A 26,987-nucleotide genomic window follows, 5' to 3' on the forward strand; every position below is an offset into this window, starting at 1 on the left:
TTTTATAGAGGCACGGGATTACATGGAAATCGGTCTGCGCGAGTGGCTGATCGTCATCGGCATTATTGTCATTGCCGGTATTCTTTTTGATGGCTGGCGCCGTATGCGCGGCGGCAAGGGAAAACTGAAATTCCGTCTTGACCGAAGTTTGTCCAATCTGCCGGACGAGGACACCAGCGCCGAGCTGTTGGGCCCGCCCCGTGTGCTGGACACGCACAAAGAACCGCAACTGGACGAGCACGATCTGCCGTCGGTGAGCATGCCTGCCCGTGAACCGCGTGAGTCGGGTTCCAAGCGCGGCAAGCGTGGCCATGGCGAACCGTCGCAGGGCGACATGAACCTCAGCCTGGATCTGGATGGCGGCCCGAGCTTCAGCAGCCGCGACGACGATTTCCCGGATGACACCAAAGCCTCGCCAGCGGTCACTGAAAAAGATCAGCCACAAGCTGAAGAAGTGCTGGTGATCAGCGTGATCTGCCGCGACGCCGCTGGTTTCAAAGGCCCGGCGCTGTTGCAGAACATTCTGGAAAGCGGTTTGCGTTTCGGCGAGATGGACATCTTCCACCGCCACGAAAGCATGGCCGGTAATGGCGAAGTCCTGTTCTCCATGGCCAATGCGGTCAAGCCGGGCATCTTCGATCTGGACGACATCGACCACTTCAGCACCCCGGCCGTGAGCTTCTTCCTCGGTCTGCCTGGCCCGCGTCATCCGAAGCAAGCCTTCGACGTGATGGTGGCCGCAGCGCGCAAACTGTCCCAGGAGCTGAACGGCGAACTGAAAGACGACCAGCGCAGCGTGCTGACCGCCCAGACGATTGAGCATTACCGTCAGCGCATCGTTGAGTTCGAACGCCGCGCGTTGACCCAGAAGCGTTGATATAAAAGTCGGAGCGGGCTCTTGTGGCGAGGGAGCTTGCTCCCGCTGGGCTGCGAAGCGGCCCTTATTCCGATACACCGCATGCGCTGATTTTACGACGGCTTCGCCGCCGACCGGGAGCAAGCTCCCTCGCCACAGTGTCCATAGCTTTAAGCTACTGTATTTAAGAATTGAGCAGCCTCGGCTGCTCTTTTGCTTTATGAGAGAACACCCATGACCGCCGCCAAAAACCGCATTCTAGAGCTGCGTGCTGAGCTGGATCAGCACAACTATCGCTATCACGTGCTGGACGAGCCGAGTATTCCGGATGCCGAATACGATCGTTTGTTCCACGAGCTCAAGGCCCTCGAAGCGGCTAATCCGGAACTGATCACCAGCGATTCGCCGACCCAGCGCGTCGGCAGTGCGGCGTTGTCGGCGTTCACCCAGGTGCGTCATGAAGTGCCGATGCTCAGCCTCGGCAACGCCTTCGAAGAAACCGACATGCGCGAGTTCGATCGTCGGGTGACGGAAGGTCTGGACTTGCCGGTCGGCGATCTGTTCGGTGGCGGTGCGGCGGTGGAATACAGTTGCGAACCCAAGCTCGATGGCCTGGCGGTCAGCTTGCTGTATCAGGACGGTGTGTTGGTGCGCGGCGCGACGCGTGGCGACGGCACCACCGGCGAAGACATCAGCGTCAACGTGCGCACCGTGCGCAACATCCCGCTCAAACTGCACGGCACCGGCTGGCCGGCGACCCTGGAAGTGCGCGGCGAAGTGTTCATGTCCAAGGCCGGTTTCGAGCGGCTCAACGCCAGCCAGCTAGAAGTCGGCGGCAAGACTTTCGCCAACCCGCGTAACGCGGCAGCCGGCAGCTTGCGACAGCTGGATTCGAAGATCACCGCCAACCGTCCGCTGGAATTCTGCTGCTACGGTATCGGCCAGATTTCGGCCGATATTGCCGACACGCACATTGGTAATCTCAAGCAGCTTCAGGTGTGGGGCATGCCGATCAGTCATGAGCTGAAACTGGCGCACGGCATCGACGAATGCCTGGATTACTACCGCGACATCGGCGAACGCCGCAACGGGCTCGCGTATGAAATCGACGGGGTGGTGTTCAAGGTCAACAGCATCGCCTCTCAGCGTGAGTTGGGTTTCCGCGCTCGCGAGCCGCGCTGGGCAATCGCGCACAAATTCCCGGCCATGGAGGAACTCACCGAGTTGCTCGACGTCGAGTTCCAGGTCGGCCGTACCGGCGCCGTCACGCCGGTGGCGCGCTTGAAACCGGTCAAAGTGGCCGGTGTCACCGTGGCCAACGCGACGTTGCACAACATGGATGAGGTCGCGCGGCTGGGTCTGATGATTGGCGACACCGTCATCATCCGTCGCGCGGGCGACGTGATTCCGCAAGTGGTGCAAGTGGTGCTCGAGCGGCGTCCGGACAATGCCCGGCCAGTACAGATTCCCGAGCAGTGCCCGGTGTGCGGCTCGCAGGTCGAGCGCACGCAGCTGGTCAAGCGCAGCAAAGGCCGCGAGACCGTCAGCGAGGGCGCGGTGTACCGCTGCGTCGGTCGCCTGGCCTGCGGTGCGCAGCTCAAGCAGGCGATCATTCACTTCGTTTCCCGTCGTGCCATGGACATCGAAGGCCTGGGCGACAAGAGCGTCGAGCAACTGGTCGATGAAGGCCTGGTGAGGTCGCCGGCGGATCTGTATGCCCTGAAGTTCGACGACATTGTCGATCTGGAAGGGTTTGCCGAGGTTTCGAGCAACAAGTTGCTGAGCGCGATCGAAGACAGCAAAAAGCCGGGCCTGGCGCGGTTTATCTACGCCCTCGGGATTCCCGATGTCGGCGAAGAGACGGCCAAGGTGCTGGCGCGTTCTCTGGGGTCGCTGGAGCGGGTTCAGCAGGCATTGCCGCACGTGCTCACGTACTTGCCGGACGTCGGCCTGGAAGTGGCTCACGAGATCCACAGCTTCTTTGAAGATGCGCATAACCAGCAAGTGATCGAGGACCTGCTCAAGCACGACCTGCAGATTCAGGATCAGGGCAAGTTGGGGGCCGAGTTCGCGGCCAGCACCACGCTCGGCGGGTTTCTCGACAAGCTGCACATTCCTTCGGTCGGACCGGGTGGGGCGCAGAAACTGGCGGATCGGTTTGGTTCATTGGAAGGTGTGTTCGGTGCGGATTGGCTGGACATGCGTCAGGCGTTGCCGGAGAAACAGGCCAATTCGGTTCGCGAGTTTTTTGCGGTCGAGGACAATCGCCTGCTCGCTGAGGCTGCCGAGAAGCAGTTGCGCGATTTCGGCATGCATTGGCAGAGCGAGAAGAAAGTCGTCGAAGGATTGCCGCTGGCCGGACAGACCTGGGTGCTGACCGGTTCGCTGGAGTTGATGAGCCGCGACGTCGCCAAGGACAAGCTTGAAAGCCTGGGTGCCAAGGTGGCGGGCTCGGTGTCGGCCAAGACCCATTGCGTGGTGGCGGGGCCGGGAGCGGGTTCCAAGTTGGCCAAGGCCAACGAGCTGGGGTTGAAGGTGCTCGATGAAGAAGCGTTCGTCGAGTTCCTCAGTAAGCACGGCATTTTGGTCTGACACAAAACCTGTGGCGAGGGAGCTTGTCGGATCGCCGCACCGTCCCGCTGGAGCGCGAAGCGGTCCTCATGATGCTTGCGCCTGCTGCGCAGTCGAGCGGGACGGTGCGGTGATCCGACAAGCTCCCTCGCCACAATTGTGATTCAAAACCCGGAACGATCTTAGTGTGGCAATGATCTAGTCTTGGCAAGCCCCAGGGAGAGATCGCCATGTACCGTTTCTTCGAACAGCTCAGCTCGCGCATCGCAGCGCCTTTCATGGGCGACAGCTCGCGCAACAGCAAGATCTGGCAATGCCGCTGCGGGCAGTCGCTGTTCTTTCGCAACAGTCAGTGCCTGGCCTGTTCGGCGGCGTTGGGCTATCAGCCTGAACAGAGTCGCTTGTCGTCGCTGCAACCGGGTCAACAGGCTGATACCTGGCTGCTCGATGCCGACCCGCAGGCCGGTGTGTTCCGCCGCTGCGCCAATCTCGATTCCCCGGCTGCGTGCAACTGGCTGCTCCGGGCCAATGACCACGATGCGCTCTGCATCGCCTGTAGCCTGAACCACACCATCCCTGACCTGTCGATTCCCGAAAACCACGAACGCTGGCGCAAGGTCGAAACAGCCAAGCGGCGACTGGTCGCGCAGTTGGTCAGCCTCGGTTTGCAGGTGATACCCAAAACCGTCGATGAAGAAACCGGCCTGGCGTTTGACTTTATCGGTGTCGACCTCGAAGGCAAATCACCGACCACCGGTCACGCCAACGGCCTGATCACCCTCGACATCAAAGAAGCCGATGACGCCCACCGCGAGCAGGTCCGGGTGCAGATGCACGAGCCCTATCGCACGTTGCTCGGGCATTTTCGGCATGAGGTCGGGCATTATTACTGGGATCGGCTGATCGCCAACAGCCATTGGCTGGAACCGTTTCGCGGACTGTTCGGTGACGAGCGCGCCAGCTACGCAGAAGCGCTGGAACGGCATTACCAGCAAGGCGCGCCACTCGACTGGCAACTGCAGTGCGTCAGCGCCTACGCCACCATGCACCCGTGGGAAGACTGGGCGGAAACCTGGGCGCATTACCTGCACATGATGGATGCGGTGGACACCGCGCTGGGGTTCGGCATGAGTGCGCGGGAATTGGATTTCGATTACCAGCCATTCCCGTCGAGCACGCTCTACGACCCACAGCACCCCGGCGGCGCGGCATTCCTGTCGTTCGTCAATGCGTGGATCGAGTTGGCGGGCATGCTCAATGAACTGTCGCGCAGCATGGGCCAGCCGGATTTCTACCCGTTCGTCCTGCCGCCGGCGGTGATCGCCAAGCTGCACTTCATTCACCTGGTGATCCAGCAAGAAGGCGGCAGGGCGGATGAGGTGCTGCAAGACCTCTGACCATCACCCCAACTGGCGACTGCTTCGCAGCCGAACGCAGCCTCGCGCTGCTCGTCAGCTGCTACAGGGTGAGGTGTTTCACTGGGATTGCATGTCCTTGAAGCCGTTCATGTTTTTTAATCCGCGCCAACGGTTGTAACTTCGTCTCAGATAGGTACAATGGCGCGGCTCGCCGTCAGGTGAGCGTCGTTATGGTGACCCCATCGGTCCCCCCGCAACGATTACCCGTGAACCTGGTCAGAGCCGGAAGGCAGCAGCCACAGCGGGAACATTGTGTGCCGGGGTGTGGCTGGTGGGGTTGCCTCCATAACGCACCGCGAATCCTCTTTCGCGTTTTCTCTCTGAAAATATTTTTGTCGTTCCGCCATGGATCATCTCCAGGGTGGTTTCTCGTCGTTTGCGGTTTTTCAGAACGAACATTTCACTTCTGCACCGATATTCACTGCTGCACGAAGGCTTGGACAAGGCCTGGTCAAGCTGCGAGCATTGCGCACCCTCGTCAGACTGGCGCGAGGTGTTTCAGTCAGATTGATCTGCAGTCTTGCAGGGCCATCAAATGCGCGTCCGGGATGACACGCCATTCTTCCGCTAGCGACAGCGAGCCTGATTCATGGATGAGAAGTACCGCAGGGCTGTGGATGCCGCCGCGATTTTTTCCGAGACCGACCTGAGCGGCCGGATCACCTACGTCAATGACCAATTCTGTGCCGTGTCCGGCTATAGCCGTGAAGAGCTGGTCGGCCAGAATCATCGTCTGCTCAATTCCGGCGAGCATTCCTCCGAATTCTTTTCTGCCATGTGGCGCACCATTGCGCTGGGCAGCGTGTGGAAAGGCGAGATCTGCAATCGCGCCAAGGACGGCAGCCTGTACTGGGTCGACAGCACCATGGTGCCGGTGCTTGATGATGCCACCGGGCGGGTCGATCGATACCTGTCGATCCGGTTCGACATCAGTGAAAAACGCGAGTTGCTGCATACCTTGCAATGGCGGGTCGGGCATGACGTGCTGACCGGGCTGCCCAATCGTGCGTACCTCTCGGACCTGCTGGATCAGGCGCTGGAGTTCTCCCGGCTGGAAGACATTCCGCTGGCGGTGTGCATGCTCGATCTCGACGGGTTTAAAGCGGTCAACGACGGCTATGGCCATGCCAGCGGTGATGTGTTGCTGGTGGAGGTGGCCAGGCGTTTGCGTGGCATCGTCCGGGGCGAAGATGTGGTGGCGCGCCTGGCGGGCGACGAATTTGTGCTGGTGTTGCGTCACGTGCGTGATCTGCCGGAATTGCGTGCGGCGCTGAACCGGGTGCTGGGTGCGATTTCGGCGCCGTACGTGCTGCATGGCAAGGACGTCCATGTGTTCGCCAGCATCGGGGTCACGCTGTTTCCCCTCGACAATCACGATGCTGAAACCCTGTTGCGTCACGCCGATCAAGCCATGTACGTGGCCAAGCAGCGTGGACGCAACCGTTTTCACCTGTTCGACGTGACTCGGGATCAAGAGGTCAAGGCGACTCACCAGACCGTCCAGCGCGTTCGTCAGGCGCTGGCAGGCGGTGAGTTGCGTCTGCATTTCCAGCCCAAGGTCAACATGCGCCTGGGTGAGGTTGTCGGTTTCGAGGCGCTGTTGCGCTGGGCGCATCCGCAAAACGGCCTGATACGGGCCAGGGACTTCTTGCCCGCAGTGGAAGAGACGGACCTGATCATCGACATCGGCGAATGGGTGATGGATCAGGTCCTGGCGCAATTGCACCGCTGGCAACAGGCGGGGCAGTGCTGGCCGATCAGCCTGAACATCGCGGCCCGGCATTTTCAGCGCGCGGATTTTGTTGACCGGCTCAAGCAGGTACTCGCGCGGCACGCCGAGGTTCCTGCGCAGATGCTTGACCTGGAAATCGTCGAGTCGGTGGCCATCGAGAATATCCACCACGTCAGCGTCTGCTTGCAGGCTTGTCAGGCGCTGGGGGTGCAGTTTTCGCTGGGTGACTTTGGCACCGGTTATTCGTCCCTGAGCTACCTCAAGCGTCTGCGCACGCAAACCATCAAGATTGATAAGACATTCGTGCGCGACATGCTGGAGGATCGCGATGACCTGGCACTGACCACCGCGGTTATTGGTCTGGCCCGGGCGTTTGGCCGGAAGGTGATTGCCGAGGGGCTGGAAAGCGTCGAGCACGGTGAGTTGTTGCTGAAATTGGGCTGCGAGGTTGCCCAAGGCTATTTCATCGCCCGGCCAATGCCGCCAGAACAGGTGCCTGGCTGGGTGGCGGGGTTTGTGGTGCCTGCGCAATGGCAAGCAGTGACTACGTCCCTGTAGGGTTTGCGGGGGTGCCGATGTACAGCCGGATGATGTCATCAATCTCCCCGGACATTTTCATCCGCAACAACGTGCGCAGAATGCGCTGCACCGGCACTTTGGGGTCGTTGCGCACGTAGCAACCGACATTCTGTTCCTGCAATACGGCCACCGCTTTCAATTGCCGGTCGGGCAGCAGGCGCTGATTGAACCAGTCCAGTGTCCATTGATTGCTCACGGCATAGCGATAGCGTCCGGCATTGAGTTTTTCCAGCACTTGTTCCTGATTGCGCGCGTCTTCGCGGCGCAAGCGATCGGCGTCGAACAAGGGTTGCAGCGTCGGGTAGTTGTAACCGAGCACCGTGCCGACCGGTTGCCGAGGCAAATGAGCGGGTGTCACCGAGTCTGGCGAATCCGGCAGGGCGATCAACACGTCGTGCTGAAACCACAGCGGAATGCTCCAGATGTAGTCGCCGGACTGATTCGGCAGCCATGACTGCGCGGCATAACAACGCACATCGACCTCGCCGTGTTCCATGGCGTTTTGCACCCGGGCCCGGGGCAGTACGTGAAATTCCGCCGGCATTCCCACCTGAGTAGCCAGGCTGAGCATCACGTCATACAAAATGCCCTGGGTCAGGCGGCCATGATCCAGTTGCACCATCGGCATCGCCCAACTGTCGGGCACGACAAAGCGCAACGGCGCTTCGGCAGCGGCGACGCTCACACTTATCCACAGCAATGCCCCCAAGGCACAACGCATAAACGCTCCGGTACAGCGCAAAGCCGAGCCGATAAAAGCCCCCAAAGTGCAGCTTAGCCAGATTAGACGAGCACACCGGATGCAATTTTGGCCTTGCTCCGCTAGCATTAGCCGCTTCTGTTCCTTCGTTGCGACGGTTTTCGATGAGTTATCAGGTTCTTGCACGTAAATGGCGTCCGCGCTCGTTCCGCGAAATGGTCGGCCAGACCCATGTGCTCAAGGCTCTGATCAATGCCTTGGACAGCCAGCGGCTGCACCACGCCTACCTGTTTACCGGTACGCGCGGGGTGGGCAAGACCACCATTGCGCGGATCATCGCCAAATGCCTGAACTGTGAAACAGGTATCACTTCGACGCCGTGCGGCGAGTGCTCGGTGTGCCGCGAAATCGATGAAGGGCGCTTTGTCGACCTGATCGAGATCGACGCCGCGAGCCGGACCAAGGTCGAGGACACCCGCGAACTGCTCGACAACGTGCAGTACGCCCCGAGCCGCGGGCGCTTCAAGGTCTACCTGATCGACGAAGTGCACATGCTCTCCAGCCATTCCTTCAATGCGCTGTTGAAAACCCTTGAAGAGCCGCCACCCTACGTCAAGTTCATCCTGGCGACGACCGACCCGCAGAAACTTCCTGCAACCATTCTGTCGCGCTGCCTGCAGTTCTCCCTGAAGAACATGACGCCGGAACGTGTGGTCGAGCATTTGACCCACGTGCTGGGTGTCGAGAACGTGCCGTTCGAAGACGATGCATTGTGGCTGCTGGGCCGTGCCGCCGATGGCTCGATGCGCGATGCCATGAGCCTCACCGACCAGGCCATCGCATTCGGTGAAGGCAAGGTCATGGCCGCCGACGTGCGGGCGATGCTCGGTACGCTGGATCACGGCCAGGTCTACGACGTTTTGCATGCATTGATCGAAGGTGACGCCAAGGCGTTGCTCGAAGGCGTTCGTCATCTGGCCGAGCAAGGCCCGGACTGGAACGGCGTGCTCTCGGAAATTCTCAACGTGCTGCACCGTGTCGCCATCGCCCAGGCCTTGCCTGAAGGCGTCGACAACGGGCACGGCGACCGTGACCGGGTGCTGGCACTGGCCCAGGCGTTGCCGGCTGAAGACGTACAGTTTTATTACCAGATGGGCCTGATCGGCCGGCGTGATCTGCCGCTGGCACCGGACCCGCGTGGTGGCTTTGAAATGGTCCTGCTGCGGATGCTGGCCTTCCGGCCTGCGGACACGGCGGACGCCCCGAGGCAACCGCTAAAGCCAGTGGGGATCAGCCAGGCCACAGTTGATTCCGCAAATTCAGTGGCTGCCGCGCCGGTTGTTGCGCCGGTAGTCGCTGCGGCAGTTGCACCTGTCCCCGTTGTTGCCGCTCCAGTTCCCGCGCCGGAACCTGAACCGGTCGCGCCGGTTGTCGTGCCTGAACCCGTGGTTGAGCTCGTCGCGGTCGAGGAAGTCGTCGACCTGCCGTGGAACGACCCGGTCGTTCCTGAAGTCGTGCAGCAACCTGCCGTCGAGCCGGTGCTGGAAACTGCCAGCGAGCAGCCCGAGTTGCCGCCAATGCCGTTGCCAACGCCGGACAGCGTGGTGCCGGACGCGCCGGAATGGGCCGCTGCGCCGATCCCGGAACCGTCCGTGGCCGACGTTGATGCCGCCACCCCGGGCGTGGACCTGGACGATGAGCCGCCGCTGGATGAGGATTACATCGAGCCGGACATGGACTCGGCCTACAGTTACCTGGATGAACTGGCCAGCGAACACACCGCCGAACCCGCCCCGGAACCGGAGCCTGAACCCGCGGCGATGCCGGCCACCGGTCTGGCGCTGCAATGGCTGGAAATGTTCCCGAAGCTGCCGATTTCCGGCATGACGGGGAGCATTGCCGCCAACTGCACGCTGATTTCCGTCGAGGGTGATCACTGGCTGATGCACCTGGACCCGGCTCACAGCGCCTTGTTCAACGCGACCCAGCAACGTCGTCTCAACGATGCGCTGAACCAGTTTCACGGGCGCACGCTGACTCTGAGCATGGAGCTGATCAAGCCTGAGCAGGAAACCCCGGCCCAGGCCGCGTCCCGGCGCCGTGCCAACCGTCAGCGCGAGGCCGAGGAATCGATCCACGGTGATCCGTTCATCCAGCAAATGATGCAACAGTTCGGTGCGGTGATCCGTAACGATACTATTGAACCTGTCGACGCTCTGGTCAGTCAGGGCTAATAACTGAAGGCGTTCGGTCAACAGGGCCGGACGCTGTTTAATCCAAGTACTTTTGAGGTGATTCCCATGATGAAAGGTGGCATGGCCGGCCTGATGAAGCAGGCACAGCAGATGCAGGAAAAAATGGCCAAGATGCAGGAAGAGCTGGCCAACGCCGAAGTCATCGGTAAAGCGGGCGGCGATATGGTCACCGTGGTGATGACCGGTCGTCACGACGTCAAGAGCGTGACCATCGACCCAAGCCTGGTTGAAGGCCTGAGCGAAGACGACAAAGAGATGCTGGAAGCCGTCGTCGCCGCCGCCGTCAACGATGCCGTGCGCAAGATCGAAGCCAACAGCCAGGACAAAATGTCCGGCATGACCGCGGGCATGCAACTGCCGCCGGGCATGAAGCTGCCATTCTGATTCGCTAAAGCGCGTCGGATGAGCTACAAAAAAATGCCAGGCATCGCGCCTGGCATTTTTGTTTCTGCCTGATGTTCTCGCAGCGTCTGTCAGGCCGCCTTCGCGAGCAAGCCCGCTCCCACATTAGAACTCGGTAAAATGTGGGAGCGGGCTTGCTCGCGAAGCAGTCGACTCGGTACAACTGACGGAATATCGAACACTCAACCGCCACAAAGGTCTGCTCCCCTATACCACTCGATTCTCGATCAAAGGAGACGCTCACATGCCACAAGCATTGACCCTCAACCAACGTATCGTCCTGGCGTCCCGCCCGGTTGGCGCGCCGACGCCGGAGAATTTTCGCCTGGAAAGGGAAGCGCTGCCGGACCTCGCTGACGGCCAGGTCCTGCTCAAGACCCTTTACCTGTCACTGGACCCGTACATGCGCGGTCGCATGAGTGACGCACCGTCCTACGCCGCCCCGGTCGAAATCGGCGAAGTCATGACCGGCGGTGCTGTCAGTCGGGTCGAACGCTCGTTGAATCCCAAATTCCAGGAAGGTGATGTGGTCGTCGGCTCCACTGGCTGGCAGAGCCACAGCATCAGCGACGGTCGCAACATCATCCCGGTGCCGTCCGGGTTGCCGAGCCCATCGATGGCCTTGGGTGTGCTGGGCATGCCGGGCATGACGGCCTACATGGGCCTGATGGACATTGGCCAGCCGAAGTCCGGCGAAACCCTGGTGGTCGCGGCGGCATCCGGCGCGGTGGGTTCGGTGGTCGGCCAGGTGGCGAAGATCAAGGGCTTGCGCGCGGTCGGCGTGGCCGGTGGTGCGGAAAAATGCCGTTATGTCGTCGACGAATTAGGCTTCGATGCCTGCGTCGATCACAAGAGCCCGAACTTCGCCGAGGAGCTGGCGCAGGCGTGCCCCAACGGCATCGACATCTATTACGAGAACGTCGGTGGCAAGGTGTTCGACGCGGTAGTGCCACTGCTCAACCCCAAGGCGCGCATTCCGCTGTGTGGCCTGATCGCTTCCTACAACGCCCACGAAGCCCCGAGCGGCCCAGATCGCCTGCCGCAGTTGCAGCGCACGATTTTGACCAATCGTGTGCGAATCCAGGGCTTCATCGTGTTCGACGACTACGGTGATCGTCAGCCGGAATTCGTCAGTGCCATGGCGCCGTGGGTGCGTGACGGCAAGGTGAAATTCCGCGAAGACGTGGTCGATGGCCTCGAGCAGGCACCTGAAGCATTCATCGGTCTGCTGGAAGGGCGCAATTTCGGCAAACTGGTGGTGCGGGTCGCGCAAGACTGAGTATTTGACGCTAAAGAGAGGCGCGGGTATAAACCGCGTCTCGTTGTTTTGTCGGACGTTTCCCCATGAGCTTCAGCCCTTTGATTCGCCAACTGATCGATGCCCTGCGAATTTTGCCGGGTGTGGGTCAGAAAACCGCCCAGCGCATGGCGCTGCAATTGCTTGAACGTGATCGCAGCGGTGGTTCGCGCCTGGCGTCGGCCTTGAGCCAGGCCATGGAAGGGGTGGGCCATTGCCGTTTGTGCCGCACGCTGACCGAAGACGACCTGTGCCCGCAGTGCGCGGATACCCGCCGCGACGACACCTTGCTGTGTGTGGTGGAAGGGCCGATGGATGTCTATGCGGTGGAGCAGACGGGCTTCCGTGGTCGCTACTTCGTGCTTAAAGGGCATTTGTCGCCGCTTGATGGTCTCGGGCCTGAGGCGATTGGTATTCCGCAGTTGATGGCGCGGATTGAAGAAGCCGGGAGCTTTACCGAAGTCATTCTCGCGACCAACCCGACGGTGGAAGGTGAGGCGACGGCGCATTACATTGCGCAGTTGCTCAGCAATAAAGGCCTGATTGCTTCGCGTATTGCCCATGGTGTGCCGTTGGGTGGTGAGCTGGAGTTGGTGGATGGCGGGACGTTGGCGCATTCGTTTGCCGGGCGTAAACCGATCGCGTTGTAGTGCTTGGACTGACGCCTTCGCGAGCAAGCCCGCTCCCACATTCAATCGCATTCCCCTGAAAGAAATCGGTCAAATGTGGGAGCGGGCTTGCTCGCGAAGGACGCACCTCGGTCCACCTGATTCACACAATTTTGTTGAAAACCAAGCAAGCGCTCGGTTAACTTCGCTGAACCTTCAGTGGAGTTCGCCGATGCCTGCCTTTCAGGAATACTTCGATCCCAGCCACCAATTGGTCCGTGACAGCGTCAGACGTTTCGTCGAGCGTGAGATTCTTCCGGACATTGATCAGTGGGAGGAAGCTGAAAGCTTTCCCCGTGAGCTCTACCTCAAGGCCGGTGCCGCCGGGATTCTGGGCATTGGCTACCCTGAAGCGCTGGGCGGCAGCCATGAAGGTGATCTGTTCGCCAAGGTCGCGGCCAGTGAAGAACTGATGCGCTGTGGTTCGGGTGGACTGGTGGCCGGTTTGGGTTCGCTGGACATCGGCTTGCCTCCGATCCTCAAGTGGGCCCGGCCCGAAGTGCGTGATCGCGTGGTGCCTCACGTGCTGGCCGGCGAGAAGATCAGCGCCCTGGCGGTCACCGAGCCCAGCGGCGGTTCCGACGTTGCCAACCTGCAAACCCGCGCCGTGCGTGACGGCGACGTCTATCGCGTCAGCGGCAGCAAAACCTTTATCACCAGCGGCGTTCGTGCCGATTACTACACCGTCGCAGTGCGCACCGGCGAGCCCGGTTTTGGCGGCATCAGCCTGTTGTTGATCGAGAAGGGCACGCCCGGTTTCACTGTCGGCCGCCAGTTGAAGAAAATGGGCTGGTGGGCGTCGGACACCGCGGAGTTGTTCTTCGACGATTGCCGGGTGCCGGTGGGCAATCTGATCGGCGCAGAAAACATGGGTTTCGCCTGCATCATGGGTAACTTTCAGAGTGAGCGGCTGGCGTTGGCACTGATGGCCAACATGACCGCGCAGCTGGCGCTGGAGGAGAGCCTGAAATGGGCGCGTCAGCGCGAAGCCTTCGGTAAACCCATCGGCAAGTTCCAGGTCCTCAAGCACCGCCTCGCCGAGATGGCGACAGCGCTGGAAGTGTCTCGGGAATTTACCTATCGCCAGGCGGCGAAGATGGCGGCGGGGCAGAGTGTGATCAAGGAAATTTCGATGGCCAAGAACTTTGCCACTGACACGGCGGACCGGATCGTCACTGATGCGGTGCAGATTATGGGGGGCTTGGGTTACATGCGAGAGAGCCTGGTGGAGCGGCTGTACCGTGATAACCGGATTCTATCGATTGGGGGCGGGACGCGGGAAGTGATGAACGAGATTATCAGTAAGCAGATGGGGCTTTGATTGGCGGTGTAGCGGCTGACGTCATCGCGAGCAGGCTCACTCCTACATTGGATTTGTGGCGTTCACAAAACCTCTGTAGGAGTGAGCCTGCTCGCGATGGCAATTTTGAAGATGCTGCTTACTTGTCAGTCAACGCAAACTGCGTCAGGCAGAAAGTAGGAATTCCCATATCTTCCAACCGCTGCGACCCACCCAACTCCGGCAGATCAATAATCGCCGCCGCTTCATGAACCCGTGCGCCCATGCGCCGAATCAGGTTCGCCGCCGCAATCAGCGTGCCGCCCGTAGCGATCAGGTCATCGAACATCACCACCGAATCGCCCTCGCACAGGCTGTCGGCGTGGACTTCGAGGAACGCTTCGCCGTACTCGGTCGCGTAACCCTCGGCCAACACGTCGGCCGGCAGCTTGCCTTGCTTGCGAAACAGCACCAGCGGCTTGTTCAGCTGATACGCCAGCACCGAACCGATCAGGAAGCCACGCGCGTCCATCGCGCCGATGTGGGTGAAATCGGCTTCGACGTAGCGATGGGCAAAGCTGTCCATCACCAGGCGCAGGGCCGTGGGTGACTGGAACAACGGCGTGATGTCACGAAAGATCACGCCCGGCTTGGGGAAATCGATCACGGGGCGGATCAGGGATTTGATGTCGAAGGAGTCGAAGACCATCGTCGAGGTGTCCTGGCAGGCTGCAAACGTCGCAGTATAACGGCGGCTGAACCGTTTCGCTCAGCCGCAAGCGTGACAATCAGCCTTCGAGCGAGCCGCCGGCCAGCGCGCAGAGCTGGATCGGGTCGAGGATATGAATTTCCTTGCCTTCAGCGGCAATCAACTCGCTCTGCTGGAAACGGGTGAACACCCGGGACACGGTTTCGACCGCCAGCCCCAGGTAATTGCCGATTTCGTTGCGCGACATGCTCAGGCGGAACTGGTTGGCCGAGAAACCGCGGGCGCGGAAACGCGCCGACAGGTTGACCAGGAACGTGGCGATGCGCTCGTCGGCGGTTTTTTTCGACAGCAGCAACATCATTTGTTGATCGTCGCGAATCTCGCGACTCATGACGCGCATCAATTGGCGACGCAGTTGCGGCAATTGCACGGACAGTTCGTCGAGGCGGTCGAAAGGAATTTCGCACACCGAGGTAGTTTCCAGCGCTTGCGCGGACACGGGGTGCTTTTCAGTGTCCATGCCCGACAGGCCGACCAGTTCACTCGGCAGGTGGAAACCAGTGAGTTGTTCCTCACCGCCGTCGCTCAGGCTGAAGGTCTTGAGGGCGCCGGATCGTACGGCATAGACGCAATCGAAGGTGTCACCCTGGCGAAACAGGAACTCACCTTTTTTCAGCGGACGGCCTCGCTTGACGATGTCGTCCAGCGCGTCCATGTCCTCCAGGTTCAGAGACAGCGGTAAACACAGGGGTGCGAGGCTGCAATCCTTGCAATGGGCCTGGTTATGAGCGCGCAGTTTGACTGGCTCGGACATTTCTTCAATCCTTGTGGGAAAACACACATAAGACGTAAGGGTAACCCACGGGAAGGCATTCCGGCCAGTTTGTGCAGATATTGTCACGCCACGATACAGGGTGATGTTGGGCGGTCCTGTGTAACTGGGCGATGAAGAGTCAGATCACCCGGGAAAATCGTTGCTGATGGGTCTGCTGCAGATAAGCATCGAACACCATGCACACGGAGCGCACCAACAAGCGACCGGCCGGCAGCACGGTGATTCGTTCATTGTCGAGGCTGATCAAGCCGTCATCGGCCATGGTCAGTAACTGTGGCCACAATTGGCCGAAGTAACCGCGAAAGTCGATGTTGAACGCTTGCTCGATCTCGACGAATTCCAGGCTGAACGTACAGATCAGCTGCTGTATCACCGCCCGTCGCAGCCGATCATCGGCGTTGCACACCAGGCCACGGCTGGTAGCCAGTTGACCCGTAGTCAGGGTGTTCTGGTATTGAGCAATATCGCTGGTGTTCTGGCAGTACAGATCACCGATCTGGCTGATGGCGGACACCCCCAAACCGATCAGATCGCAATGGCCGTGGGTGGTGTAGCCCTGAAAGTTGCGCTGAAGGGTCGATTCTTCCTGGGCAATCGCCAGTTCGTCATCGGGCAGGGCGAAGTGGTCCATGCCGATGTAGCGGTAACCGGCCGCGGTCAGTTGCTCGATGGTGCGCTGGAGCATTTGCAGTTTCTGCGCCGGCGTGGGCAGCTCGTCGCTGTTGATGCGTCGTTGCGGCATGAAGCGTTCAGGCAGGTGCGCGTAGTTGAATACCGAGAGCCGATCCGGTTGCAGGTTGATCACTTCGTCCACCGTGCGCGCGAAGTTCTCGGGCGTCTGCCGGGGCAAGCCGTAGATCAGGTCGATGTTGATCGAGCGAAATTGCAGGGTCCGGGCCGCGTCGATCACCGCACGGGTTTCTTCCAGGCTTTGCAGGCGATTGACCGCCCGTTGCACGGCCGGGTCGAGGTCTTGCAGGCCAATGCTGACGCGGTTGAAGCCCAGCTCGCGCAACAGGCCCATGGTCGACCAGTCGGCTTCGCGAGGATCGATCTCGATGCCGTAGTCGCCGGAATCATCGTCCAGCAAGTTGAAGCTCTTGCGCAGTTGAGCCATTAGCTGGCGCAGTTCATCGTGGCTGAGAAACGTCGGGGTGCCGCCGCCGAAGTGCAGTTGTTCGACCTTCTGCGCCGGGTCGAGGTGACAGGCGATCAGCTGGATTTCCTGCTCAAGACGCTGCAAGTAGGGCAGGGCGCGGCCGCGATCCTTGGTGATGACTTTGTTGCAGGCGCAGTAGTAGCAAATGTTCGCGCAGAACGGCACATGCACGTACAGCGACAACGGGCGCAGGGCCTTGCGGCTGTCACGCAGCGCGTGGAACAGGTCGAACGAGCCGACTTGACTGTGGAATTGCACAGCCGTCGGGTAAGAGGTGTAGCGCGGTCCCGCCAGGTCATAACGGCGGATCAGATCGGTGTCCCAACGAATGGCGTCGAGCATCATGCGGGCGTTCCCCCGGATAGGCTTGCAGTGTTAGCGAGTCTAGGGGGGGAGGCGTTGGGGCATCTTGATTTGCATCAACGGTCAGGATTTGCGTTGTCGGTGCGGGCCTCTTCGCGAGCAAGCCCGCTCCCACATTGGAACGCGGTCAACTGTGGGAGCGGGCTTGCTCGCGAAGGGCGCGCCGTCGATCTAATGACCCATCAACCAATGCTGATGCGGCCCCGGCAAGGTCCAGAGGCCGAACAGGATCACCAGCAACCCGCCGGCCATGCGCACGCTACGTTTGCGCAGCAGCGCCGTCACCCGCTCAGCCGCCAGGCCCGTGGCGAGCAATACCGGCCAGGTGCCCAGGCCGAATGCGAGCATCAACAAAGCGCTGTCCAGTGCATTGCCCTGACTCGCCGACCACAACAACGTGCTGTAAACCAACCCGCACGGCAGCCAGCCCCAGAGCGCGCCCAGCAGCAAGGCGCGGGGCAGGCTCGACACGGGCAGCAGTTTGTTGGCAACTGGCTGGATATGCCGCCACAGGCCGCGACCCAGGCTTTCGATGCGGGTCAGGCCGCTCCACCAACCGGCGAGGTACAGGCCCATGGCGATCAGCAGCAATCCGGCGATGACCCGCATAAACATCGCCGCCGGGCTGTTGGCCACGGCCCAGCCCGCCAGGCCGATCAAGAGGCCGGCGGTGGCATAGCTGAGGATGCGTCCCAGGTTGTAGGCCAGCAACAATCGAAAGCGTCGGCTGCGTTGTTCCTTGGGAATCGCCAGGGTCAAGGCGCCCATCAAGCCGCCGCACATGCCCAGGCAATGACCGCCGCCGAGCAAGCCGAGAATCACCGCAGACACCAGCAGTGGCGCCAATTCAAGCATGGGGCGGCGCCTTGTCGTCGGGTTTGGCCGGATGGCCGCTGGCTTCGTCGACTGCGGCCTTGTGCGCCGGGTCCTGGTCGTCGAACAGAATGCTGTGGGCGGGGCCGTCGAGGTCATCGTACTGACCGCTGTCCACCGCCCAGAAGAAGATGTAGACGGCGATGGCCACGATCAGCAGCGCGGCCGGGATCATCACGTATAGAGCTGGCATGGGTGGACTCCATGCCCGCGCGGCTCAGGCCGGCAGCGGGCGGGTTTCTGGCGTGGCGCGGGTGGCCGGCGTGCTCGGCAAGCGAGTCAGGCGCAGGGCATTGAGCACCACGGTCAACGAACTGATCGACATGCCGACGGCGGCCCAAACCGGAGTGATCCAGCCGAGGGCGGCGAACGGCAACATGAGGCCATTGTACAACCCGGCCCACAGCAGGTTCTCGATGATTACCCGACGGGTTCGCCGCGCCAGGCTGAAGGCTTGCACCAGCGCGTCGAGGCGGTTGGACAGTAACACGGCGTCGGCACTGGTTTTCGCCAGATCGGTGGCCGAGCCCATCGCCACGCTGATGTCGGCCGCGGCCAGCACCGGCACGTCGTTGACCCCGTCACCGAGCATCAACACCTTGCGGCCTTCCTTGTGCAGCTGTTGCAGGACCTGCAATTTGTCGTCCGGACGTAAACCGCCACGTGCCTCGTCGATACCCAGTTCGGCGGCAACGCTGGCGACCATCGGCGAGCTGTCGCCGGACAGCAGCAAGGTTCGCCAACCCCGGGCCTTGCAGGCTTGCAGCAACGCCGGGGCATCCGCGCGCAAACGGTCGTCGAGAACAAACCAGGCCAGCGGTCCCTGGCTGTCGCCGAGCAGTAGCCATTGGCCCGCTTCATCGGGCATCGAAGGCGCGGCGGCACCACTGAGTTCGCAGACAAAACCTGGCTGGCCAATGCGCAAGCGTTGTACGCCCACCAGGCCTTCAAGCCCCAGGCCCGGTGTGCTGTGGACTTCTTCGGCGGCCAGTGGCGCGCGGCCAAAGGCGCGGGCGATCGGGTGTTCGGAGCGGTTTTCCAGCGCAGCGGCGAGGCTCAGGCATTGGTCGCTGTCGAGTGCGGCCAGCGGGCGGATAGAACGTAAAGCGAGGCGCCCTTCAGTCAGGGTGCCGGTCTTGTCGAAGATCACCGTGTCGATCTGGTTCAGGCCTTCCAGCACATGGCCGCGCGTCAGCAACAGGCCGAGCTTGTGCAGCGTGCCGGTAGCGGCGGTCAGCGCCGTTGGTGTCGCGAGGGACAAGGCGCACGGGCAGGTCGCAACGAGCATCGCCAGCACAATCCAGAAGGCCCGGGATGAGTCGAGTTCCCACCACAACAGGCCAATGGCGGCGGCGGCAATCAGCGACAACAGCAAAAACCACTGCGCGGCGCGGTCGGCGATTTCCGCAAGGCGCGGCTTTTCGGCTTGCGCGCGATCCAGCAGGCGGACGATGGCGGACAGTCGCGTGTCCTGGCCCAGCGCCAACACTTGCACGGTCAACGCGCCTTCAACGTTCAGCGTGCCGGCGGTGACTGCATCGCCCGGCGTTCGCGGTTGCGGCAGGTATTCGCCGGTCAGCAGCGATTCATCGATGCTCGACTGGCCGTCGAGGATCTTGCCGTCCGCCGGCAGAATTGCGCCAGGGTGGACCAGCACCTGATCGCCGACGCGCAATTCGCTGAGCAGGATTCGCTCGCTCTGGCCATCCGCGCTCAGGCGCAGGCATGAAGCGGGTAGCAGGTTGACCAGTTGTGCGGTGGCCGCGGCGGTGCGCTCTCGGGCGCGGCGTTCCAGGTAGCGGCCGGCGAGCAGGAATAGCGCAAACATCCCGACTGCATCGAAATACAGCTCGCCGACGCCGCTGATTGAGGTCCAGATCCCGGCGAGGTAGGCGCTGCCAATCGCCAGCGACACCGACACGTCCATGGTCAGGTGGCGGGTGCGCAGATCGCGCATGGCGCCTTTGAAGAACGGCGCACAGCTGTAGAACACGATTGGCGTGGTCAGGAACAGCGCGACCCAGCGCAGAATGGTGTGCAGTTCTGGGCTGAGGTCGATGTTGAATTCCGGCCAGGTGGCCATGGTCGCCATCATCGCCTGGAACCACAGCAGCCCGGCCACGCCGAGTTGGCGCAGGGCCAGACGGTTTTCACTGGCCAGTTGTTCGCTGGCGCGGTCCGCTTGATAGGGGTGGGCGGCGTAACCGATATGGCGCAACTCACTGAGCACTTGGCTCAACGGCAATTGCACGTCGGCCCAGCGTACGTGCAGGCGATGGTTGGACAGGTTGAGGCGCGCTTCGGCCACTGCCGGCAAGCCGCGCAGGTGTTTCTCGATCAACCAGCCGCAGGCGGCGCAACTGATGCCTTCCATCAACAGTGTGGTTTCGGCGAGGTCGCCGTCGTGGCGCACGAACGGTGCTTGCACATCGGCGCGGTCGTATAACGCCAGTTCGTCCACCAACTGCACCGGCAAGGCTTCGGGGTTGGCCGAAGACTCGCTGCGATGCTGGTAATAGCTTTCCAATCCACCCGCCACGATAGCCTCGGCCACGGCCTGGCAACCCGGGCAGCAGAACTCGCGGGTTTCACCCAGGACCGCCGCGGTGAAGCGGCTGCCGGCCGGGACGGGCAGGGCGCAGTGGTAGCAGGAGAGTTGGGTGCTCATGGGTGGAGTCTAAGTCGTCTGGTAGGGCCTCTTCGCGAGCAAGCCCGCTCCCACATTTGATCAGTGTTGTGCACACAATTTGAGTACACGCAATCAAATGTGGGAGCGGGCTTGCTCGCGAATGCGCGAAGCGCGCTTTTACTTTTTCAGGTCTTCCGCGCCTTGCAGCGGCTCATCGCCCAGCAGCAGATCCTTGTCATGGCTGACCTGTTCTTCTTCGAACAGGCGCCAGGTCTTGTCGCCCTCGACGCCCAGCAGTTCAACAAAGCGACGGCCTTCGACCTTGTCGCTCAGTTGACCAATGTAGCGGCCCTGTTCCGTGTCGCTGTGGGCGAGGGTGATCTTGCGATCCTTCTCCGGCTGCGTCGGCGAAATCAGGTTCAGCTCGAGGGTTTTTGGTTGGCTGTTGCCGCTCAAGTGCAGGTCGACTTCACCGGTCACGCCATCCAGATGCATGCTGGCGCGTAACAGCAGGGTCTGGGCCAGCAGTTCACGGTCGAGCGAGCGGTTGATGCCTTTGCCGGCCTCGTAGTAGTTGTCGTTCACCAGGTTGTCCGGGTTGTTCACCGCGATGGTCACCATGGACAAGGTCAGGGTCACCGAGCAGGCCAGAATCCCGATGATGATCCACGGCCAAAGGTGCTTGTACCAGGGACTTGCGGCAGTTGCTGCGGGCATGATCACTTCTCTCAACGAATTTGTGGGCCGATGAATCGGCTCTTGGCTTCAACGTGAACGCTGTTGTCCTCGGCATCCTTGAGGATGAATTTCACCTCGTTGGTGCTCGACGGCAGTTGTTCCGGTGCACTGGACAGCTCCACCGGCTGGCTGAAAATTTCCCCGGCGGCGACTTTGATCTCGCGCTTGCCTTGCAGTTTGAGGTCCGGCAGGCCGGTCGCTTCCAGCACGTAGGTGTGGTCGCGCTGATCCTTGTTCATGATCTTCAGGCTGTAGACGTTTTCGATCCGGCCCTCGGCGTTCTCGCGGTACAGCACGCGGTCTTTGCTGACGTCGAAACCGACCAGCGAGCGCATGAAGAACGCGGTGATCAACAACGAGACCATCGCCAGCAGCACCACGGCATAGCCGATCAGACGCGGGCGCAGTTTATGGGTTTTTTGCCCGGACAGGTTGTGCTCGGTGGTATAGCTGATCAGGCCACGCGGGTAATCCATCTTGTCCATGATGGCATCGCAGGCGTCGATACAGGCGGCGCAGCCGATGCACTCGATTTGCAGGCCATCGCGGATGTCGATGCCGGTCGGGCAAACCTGGACACACATCGTGCAGTCGATGCAATCGCCCAGGCCTTGGGCCTTGTAGTCGATGCCTTTCTTGCGCGGGCCACGGGACTCGCCTCGACGTGGATCGTAGGAAACGATCAGCGTGTCCTTGTCGAACATCACACTCTGGAAGCGCGCATACGGGCACATGTAAATGCACACCTGCTCGCGCAACCAGCCGGCGTTGCCGTAGGTGGCGAGGGTGAAGAAGCCGACCCAGAAATACGACCAGCCATCCGCTTCGCCGGTGAAGAAGTCGAACACCAGTTCGCGGATTGGCGAGAAGTAACCGACGAAGGTCAGGCCGGTGACAAAACCGATCAACAGCCACATCGAATGCTTGCTGAGCTTGCGCAGGAATTTGTTGGCGCTCATCGGCGCTTTGTCGAGCTTGATGCGCTGGTTGCGGTCGCCTTCGGTGACCTTTTCGCACCACATGAAAATCCATGTCCAGACGCTCTGCGGGCAGGTGTAGCCGCACCACACGCGACCGGCGTAGACCGTAATGAAGAACAGGCCGAAGGCACTGATGATCAAAATCCCCGACAGCAGGATGAAATCCTGAGGCCAGAAGGTCGCGCCAAAAATAAAGAATTTACGCTCCGGCAGGTTCCACCAGACGGCTTGATGGCCGCCCCAGTTGAGCCACACCGTGCCGAAATACAACAGGAACAAAAAGGCTCCGCCCATCATCCGCAGGTTGCGGAACAAACCCGTGAAGGCGCGGGTGTAGATCTTTTCTCGAGAGGCGTAGAGGTCGACGCTGTTGTTTGCGTTCTTGTCGGGTGGAGTGACGTCGTGTACCGGAATCTGGTTGCTCATCATTGCATCCCACGGCAGTGGAAAAATGCCCCGGTCAGTACATGCCGACCGCGGTCAAAAGGGGTGTTGCAGTGGCGCAATGATACGCCTGAAGCTCTAGCACAAGGGTGCGACCTTTGGTCACGTTGGTGGAAATCAACGGACGGTGTAATGACTTGAATCAATTGACTTGTGAATTATGGACGGTTTTGCGGGTGGGGCGAACTCAATCGTCCCATGGGTTGATCAGTGCAACACCGCTGGATTGAAAATCGCCAGTGTTGCGGGTGACCACCGTCAGCCCGTGAACCAGAGCGGTCGCAGCGATCAGGGCATTGCTTTCATTGGCACGGTCCGGCACGTGCAGGCTGGCACAGCGCAATGCAACGGCAGCGTCGACGGGCAGGATCCGGGCATCGAAAGCAGGGATAACGTGTCGCTTCAGCCAGGTGCGCAATACTTTCCCTTGAGCAGGATCGCGCCGCTCCATTCGCAGGACCCCGGTCTCCAGTTCCTTCAACGTAATAGCTGAAATAAACAGGCGTGGGGCGATGATGTTTTTCGCCCAAGCGACGACGTTTGCATCGGCCTGGGGTTTGCGTAGTTCGGATATCACATTGGTGTCGAGCAAATACATCAGGACAGGTCCACGGGTCGATGAGTGATGACGGCACGCTCGGTTTCGAACTCGATGTCTGCCGCTTCGGGCATCACTAACAGGTCGACAATGTTTGCGTTGATGCCGGTCAGTTTCTGGTACTCCTCAATGCTTAGCAGTACGTGAGCAGGTCTGCCACGGTCGGTGATGATAACCGGCCCTTGCCGGGTGGCTTTTTTGGCACTGCTTGTGTCCTGATTGAATTCGCGGCTGGAAATGGTGGTAATGGCCATCATGTTTGCCCCTCCTGAAAGTGCTTTGTAGAAACGTTACTACTTGACGGGTTGCCAGGCAACCTCGACAGCGAAGCGGGGCACTACCATTGATCGCGGCATTGATGCTGCTTAAACAAAACGGCCCCGCCAATTCTCATTGGCGGGGCCGTTTTTTGTTGCCTCAAGCGTTTCCCTTACTGAGCGTCTTCCGCCGGAGCCTTCTCACCGTGAGACAGGCTGTAGACGTAAGCGGCCAGCAGGTGAACCTTGTCGTTGCCTTGCAGCTGCTCTTGCGCAGGCATCTGGCCCTGACGGCCGTAACGAATGGTCTGCTGCAGTTGAGCGAAGCTCGAACCGTAGATGAACGCTGCCGGGTGGGTCAGGTTAGGCGCGCCCATTGCTGGCGTACCTTTGCCTTCCGGGCCGTGGCAAGCCACGCAGTTGGCAGCGAACAGTTTCTGACCGGCAACCGGGTCAGCCTTGGTGCCTTCCGGCAGTTTGCGGCCATCGAGGTTGGTCAGGACAAAAGCAGCGACATCGGCAACGCCTTGCTCCCCAATCACGTCAGCCCACGCCGGCATGACCGCGTGACGGCCGCCCATGATGGTGGTCTTGATGGTGGCCGGCTCGCCGCCCCAGCGCCAGTCGGCGTCGGTCAGGTTAGGGAAGCCGTAGGCGCCCTTGGCGTCGGAACCGTGGCAGACCGAGCAGTTGGAGGCGAACAGGCGGCCACCCATCTTCAGGGCTTGCGGGTCTTTGGCGACTTCTTCGATTGGCATGGAAGCGAACTTGGCGAAGATCGGACCGAACTTGGCGTCCGACTTGGCCATTTCCTTTTCCCATTCGTGAACGCCGGTCCAGCCTGTCTGGCCGTTGGCGAACGCGGTCTGCTTTTCGTTATCGAGGTAGTTGTAACCCGGCAGCAGGCCTTTCCAGTTGCCCAGGCCCGGGTACAGCACCAGGTAGCCCAGGGCAAAAATGATGGTGCCCACGAACAACATGAACCACCATTTTGGCAGTGGGTTGTCGTACTCCTCGATCCCGTCGAAGGAGTGGCCAACCGTTTCTTCCGTCTGCTCGGCGCGCTGACCCTTGCGGGTAGACAGCAGCAGCCAGGTCAAGGCGAAGATGGTGCCGAGACTGAGGACTGTGACGTACAGACTCCAGAACGTAGTCATTCTTTGTTACTCCTAGAAGCTTGCTCGACGTGCTTGATGGCTTCGGGATCATCCGCGAAAGGCAGCAAGGTCGCGTCTTCAAACTCCGACTTGCGCTTGGGGCTGAATACCCATAACGCCAGACCGATGAAGGCCACCATCACAACAACGGTGCCCAGGCCACGAATCATCCCGATATCCATCTAAATCACCGTTTGCTTTTGATGATGGTGCCCAGGCCTTGCAGATAGGCCACCAGCGCGTCCATTTCGGTTTTGCCCTTCACAGCATCCTTGGCGCCGGCGATGTCTTCGTCGGTGTAAGGGACGCCGAGCGTGCGCAAGACTTCCATTTTCTTGGCGGTGTCTTTGCCGTCGAGCTTGTTTTCCACGAGGAACGGGTAGGCCGGCATTTTCGACTCAGGCACTACGTTGCGCGGGTTGTACAAGTGCGCACGCTGCCAGTCGTCGGAGTAACGACCGCCGACACGGGCCAGGTCCGGACCGGTACGCTTGGAACCCCACAGGAACGGGTGGTCCCAGACGCTTTCACCGGCAACCGAGTAGTGGCCGTAACGTTCGGTTTCAGCGCGGAACGGGCGGATCATCTGCGAGTGGCAGCCGACACAACCGTTGGCGATGTAAATGTCGCGGCCTTCCAGTTCAAGCGCAGGGCGAGGCTTCATGCCTTCGACCGGCTTGTTGGTAACGTCCTGGAAAAACAGCGGAACGATCTGGGTCAGGCCGCCGATGCTGACGGCGATAACCATGAAGAAGGCCAGCAGGCCAATGTTCTTCTCGACTGCTTCATGCTTCATCAGTGAGCTCCAACTACAGCAATCTGTTCAGCAGCTTTGGCTTCAGCCGGGTTCGAGGCACGTACGGTACGCCATACGTTGTAGGCCATGAACAGCATGCCGCTGGCGAAGAACGCACCGCCCAGGGCGCGAACGATGAAACCAGGATGGCTGGCTTGCAGCGCTTCGACGAACGAGTAGGTGAGGGTGCCGTCGTCGTTGATTGCGCGCCACATCAGACCCTGGGTAATGCCGTTGACCCACATCGAAGCGATGTACAGAACGGTACCGATGGTCGCGAGCCAGAAGTGCGCGTTGATCAGGCCCGTGCTGTGCATCTGGGCGCGACCGAACAGTTTCGGGATCATGTGGTAGATCGCGCCGATCGAGATCATCGCTACCCAGCCCAAGGCGCCGGCGTGTACGTGGCCGATGGTCCAGTCGGTGTAGTGAGACAGCGAGTTGACGGTTTTGATGGCCATCATCGGGCCTTCGAAGGTCGACATGCCGTAGAACGCCAGCGACACGACCAGGAAGCGCAGGATCGGGTCGGTGCGCAGCTTATGCCAGGCGCCCGACAGGGTCATCATGCCGTTGATCATGCCGCCCCAGCTTGGAGCCAGCAGGATGATCGACATCGCCATGCCCAGGGACTGAGCCCAGTCCGGCAGCGCGGTGTAGTGCAGGTGGTGCGGACCGGCCCAGATGTACAGGGTGATCAGCGCCCAGAAGTGCACGATCGACAGGCGATATGAGTAGATCGGACGCTCGGCCTGTTTCGGCACGAAGTAGTACATCATCCCCAGGAAGCCGGTGGTCAGGAAGAAACCTACGGCGTTGTGGCCGTACCACCACTGGATCATCGCGTCAGTCGCACCCGAGTAAGCGGAGTAAGACTTGAACAGGCTGACCGGCAGCGACATGTGGTTGACGATGTGCAGCATCGCGGTCACGACGATGAACGCGCCGTAGAACCAGTTACCGACATAGATGTGCTTGGTCTTGCGCTTGACGATGGTGCCAAAGAACACCAGTGCGTAAACGATCCAGACAATAGCCAGCAAAATTGCCAGCGGCCATTCCAGTTCCGCGTATTCCTTGGTCGTGGTGTAGCCCAGCGGCAATGTAATGCCGGCACCGACGATCACCGCTTGCCATCCCCAGAAGTGGAAGGCCGCGAGGCTGTCGGAAATCAGTCGCGTTTGGCAGGTTCGCTGCACGACGTAATAAGAAGTGGCAAACAGTGCACAACCACCGAAGGCGAAAATCACCAGGTTGGTGTGCAACGGGCGTAAGCGTCCAAAAGTCGTCCACGGCAGACCGAAGTTCAATTCCGGCCATACAAGCTGTGAGGCGATGAAGACACCGAGCCCCATGCCAAGGATCCCCCAGACCACCGTCATGATGGCGAACTGGCGGACTACCTTATAGTTATAAGCAGTCGGACTGATTGCTGTGCTCATTCTAAGGTTCCACGGTTTGGGTGTTTTATTAGGAGTAAAAATCGGCCGCAAGTATGGAGAAAGCAGGGGGTCATTGCAACGCGCCATGACCTGGGTCAATGCTTTCAAAAGCTGATTCTGCGGCCTTTCCATGCGCCGCGTAAGGACAAAATCACCCAAGGGCAAAATGTCGCAGCGGACGAAAATGAGGAGGGGGTCCGGTCAGTTGTTACGGGGTGTGTTCAAACTCAACGATCGGGTGACCGACGGC

At 60.6% G+C, this 26,987-nt stretch carries 24 protein-coding genes and 1 other RNA gene; 10 read left to right on the forward strand and 15 right to left on the reverse strand.

Annotated elements, in window-relative coordinates; genetic code table 11:
* Nucleotides 1–22 precede the first annotated feature (22 nt).
* The 5 genes from zipA to BK660_RS17330 all read left to right on the forward strand — a co-directional run bounded on the left by zipA (nt 23) and on the right by BK660_RS17330 (nt 7,135).
* Complete coding sequence (gene zipA, locus BK660_RS17305; protein WP_027921742.1) at nt 23–877, forward strand: cell division protein ZipA; 855 nt, start codon at nt 23–25, stop codon at nt 875–877.
* 213 nt (nt 878–1,090) lie between these two features.
* Nucleotides 1,091–3,448: an NAD-dependent DNA ligase LigA gene (ligA, locus tag BK660_RS17315; protein WP_123434275.1), complete on the forward strand. Its 2,358-nt coding sequence runs from the start codon at nt 1,091–1,093 to the stop codon at nt 3,446–3,448.
* Nucleotides 3,449–3,657: 209 nt separating this feature from the next.
* Entirely contained in the window at nt 3,658–4,824 is a 1,167-nt protein-coding gene (locus BK660_RS17320) for a zinc-binding metallopeptidase family protein (RefSeq protein ID WP_123434276.1), read from the forward strand.
* 201 nt (nt 4,825–5,025) lie between these two features.
* An RNA gene (gene ffs, locus BK660_RS17325) (signal recognition particle sRNA small type) lies at nt 5,026–5,122 on the forward strand.
* Between the two features lie 312 nt (nt 5,123–5,434).
* Nucleotides 5,435–7,135: a putative bifunctional diguanylate cyclase/phosphodiesterase gene (locus BK660_RS17330; RefSeq protein WP_123434277.1), complete on the forward strand. Its 1,701-nt coding sequence runs from the start codon at nt 5,435–5,437 to the stop codon at nt 7,133–7,135.
* On the opposite strand, the gene BK660_RS17335 is transcribed toward BK660_RS17330, so the two are convergent.
* Entirely contained in the window at nt 7,122–7,877 is a 756-nt protein-coding gene (locus BK660_RS17335) for a substrate-binding periplasmic protein (RefSeq protein ID WP_123434278.1), read from the reverse strand. The genes BK660_RS17330 and BK660_RS17335 overlap by 14 nt on opposite strands.
* A 143-nt stretch (nt 7,878–8,020) precedes the next feature.
* Between BK660_RS17335 and dnaX the strand changes: the two genes are divergently transcribed.
* The 5 genes from dnaX to BK660_RS17365 all read left to right on the forward strand — a co-directional run bounded on the left by dnaX (nt 8,021) and on the right by BK660_RS17365 (nt 13,799).
* Nucleotides 8,021–10,090: a DNA polymerase III subunit gamma/tau gene (dnaX, locus tag BK660_RS17340; RefSeq protein WP_123434279.1), complete on the forward strand. Its 2,070-nt coding sequence runs from the start codon at nt 8,021–8,023 to the stop codon at nt 10,088–10,090.
* Nucleotides 10,091–10,156: 66 nt separating this feature from the next.
* The gene (locus tag BK660_RS17345) at nt 10,157–10,495 is read left to right on the forward strand and encodes a YbaB/EbfC family nucleoid-associated protein (RefSeq protein ID WP_027921723.1); all 339 of its coding nucleotides are present in this window, start codon (nt 10,157–10,159) and stop codon (nt 10,493–10,495) included.
* Nucleotides 10,496–10,757: 262 nt separating this feature from the next.
* The gene (locus BK660_RS17355) at nt 10,758–11,792 is read left to right on the forward strand and encodes an NADP-dependent oxidoreductase (RefSeq protein WP_123434281.1); all 1,035 of its coding nucleotides are present in this window, start codon (nt 10,758–10,760) and stop codon (nt 11,790–11,792) included.
* A 65-nt stretch (nt 11,793–11,857) separates the two neighbouring features.
* Complete coding sequence (gene recR, locus BK660_RS17360; RefSeq protein ID WP_007949478.1) at nt 11,858–12,460, forward strand: recombination mediator RecR; 603 nt, start codon at nt 11,858–11,860, stop codon at nt 12,458–12,460.
* 190 nt (nt 12,461–12,650) lie between these two features.
* Nucleotides 12,651–13,799, forward strand: coding sequence for an acyl-CoA dehydrogenase family protein (locus BK660_RS17365; protein ID WP_123434282.1), 1,149 nt, complete (start codon nt 12,651–12,653; stop codon nt 13,797–13,799).
* A gap of 118 nt (nt 13,800–13,917) precedes the next feature.
* Here BK660_RS17365 and BK660_RS17370 read toward each other — a convergent pair whose 3' ends face one another.
* The 14 genes from BK660_RS17370 to ccoN all read right to left on the reverse strand — a co-directional run bounded on the left by BK660_RS17370 (nt 13,918) and on the right by ccoN (nt 26,737).
* On the reverse strand, nt 13,918–14,466 hold the full coding sequence (locus BK660_RS17370) for an adenine phosphoribosyltransferase (protein ID WP_027921719.1): 549 nt from the start codon (nt 14,464–14,466) through the stop codon (nt 13,918–13,920).
* Between the two features lie 79 nt (nt 14,467–14,545).
* A complete protein-coding gene (fnr, locus tag BK660_RS17375; RefSeq protein WP_123434283.1) occupies nt 14,546–15,280 on the reverse strand; it encodes a fumarate/nitrate reduction transcriptional regulator Fnr in 735 nt (244 codons plus the stop codon).
* Between the two features lie 139 nt (nt 15,281–15,419).
* Entirely contained in the window at nt 15,420–16,802 is a 1,383-nt protein-coding gene (gene hemN, locus BK660_RS17380; RefSeq protein WP_123434630.1) for an oxygen-independent coproporphyrinogen III oxidase, read from the reverse strand.
* Nucleotides 16,803–16,994: 192 nt separating this feature from the next.
* The gene (locus BK660_RS17385) at nt 16,995–17,678 is read right to left on the reverse strand and encodes a sulfite exporter TauE/SafE family protein (RefSeq protein ID WP_123434284.1); all 684 of its coding nucleotides are present in this window, start codon (nt 17,676–17,678) and stop codon (nt 16,995–16,997) included.
* Nucleotides 17,671–17,889: a cbb3-type cytochrome oxidase assembly protein CcoS gene (gene ccoS / locus BK660_RS17390; RefSeq protein ID WP_027921715.1), complete on the reverse strand. Its 219-nt coding sequence runs from the start codon at nt 17,887–17,889 to the stop codon at nt 17,671–17,673. Before ccoS ends, BK660_RS17385 begins: the two co-directional genes overlap by 8 nt.
* A gap of 24 nt (nt 17,890–17,913) precedes the next feature.
* A complete protein-coding gene (locus BK660_RS17395) occupies nt 17,914–20,364 on the reverse strand; it encodes a heavy metal translocating P-type ATPase (RefSeq protein WP_123434285.1) in 2,451 nt (816 codons plus the stop codon).
* Between the two features lie 138 nt (nt 20,365–20,502).
* On the reverse strand, nt 20,503–21,042 hold the full coding sequence (locus BK660_RS17400) for a FixH family protein (protein WP_123434286.1): 540 nt from the start codon (nt 21,040–21,042) through the stop codon (nt 20,503–20,505).
* An 11-nt stretch (nt 21,043–21,053) separates the two neighbouring features.
* Nucleotides 21,054–22,469 (reverse strand): cytochrome c oxidase accessory protein CcoG, encoded by a 1,416-nt coding sequence (gene ccoG / locus BK660_RS17405; protein WP_123434287.1) that lies wholly within the window; start codon nt 22,467–22,469, stop codon nt 21,054–21,056.
* A gap of 205 nt (nt 22,470–22,674) precedes the next feature.
* Entirely contained in the window at nt 22,675–23,085 is a 411-nt protein-coding gene (locus BK660_RS17410) for a type II toxin-antitoxin system VapC family toxin (RefSeq protein WP_123434288.1), read from the reverse strand.
* On the reverse strand, nt 23,085–23,339 hold the full coding sequence (locus BK660_RS17415) for a type II toxin-antitoxin system Phd/YefM family antitoxin (protein WP_185045136.1): 255 nt from the start codon (nt 23,337–23,339) through the stop codon (nt 23,085–23,087). The genes BK660_RS17410 and BK660_RS17415 overlap by 1 nt, the downstream gene beginning before the upstream one ends.
* A 176-nt stretch (nt 23,340–23,515) precedes the next feature.
* On the reverse strand, nt 23,516–24,499 hold the full coding sequence (gene ccoP / locus BK660_RS17420; protein WP_123434290.1) for a cytochrome-c oxidase, cbb3-type subunit III: 984 nt from the start codon (nt 24,497–24,499) through the stop codon (nt 23,516–23,518).
* A complete protein-coding gene (locus BK660_RS17425; RefSeq protein WP_003175465.1) occupies nt 24,496–24,681 on the reverse strand; it encodes a CcoQ/FixQ family Cbb3-type cytochrome c oxidase assembly chaperone in 186 nt (61 codons plus the stop codon). The genes ccoP and BK660_RS17425 overlap by 4 nt, the downstream gene beginning before the upstream one ends.
* A 5-nt stretch (nt 24,682–24,686) precedes the next feature.
* A complete protein-coding gene (gene ccoO / locus BK660_RS17430; RefSeq protein ID WP_027921709.1) occupies nt 24,687–25,295 on the reverse strand; it encodes a cytochrome-c oxidase, cbb3-type subunit II in 609 nt (202 codons plus the stop codon).
* The gene (ccoN, locus tag BK660_RS17435; RefSeq protein ID WP_123434291.1) at nt 25,295–26,737 is read right to left on the reverse strand and encodes a cytochrome-c oxidase, cbb3-type subunit I; all 1,443 of its coding nucleotides are present in this window, start codon (nt 26,735–26,737) and stop codon (nt 25,295–25,297) included. The genes ccoO and ccoN overlap by 1 nt, the downstream gene beginning before the upstream one ends.
* Nucleotides 26,738–26,987: the final 250 nt, after the last annotated feature.

Origin of the sequence: Pseudomonas brassicacearum, from assembly GCF_003732265.1 — a bacterium.
Classification (GTDB): Bacteria; Pseudomonadota; Gammaproteobacteria; order Pseudomonadales; family Pseudomonadaceae; genus Aquipseudomonas; species Aquipseudomonas brassicacearum_D.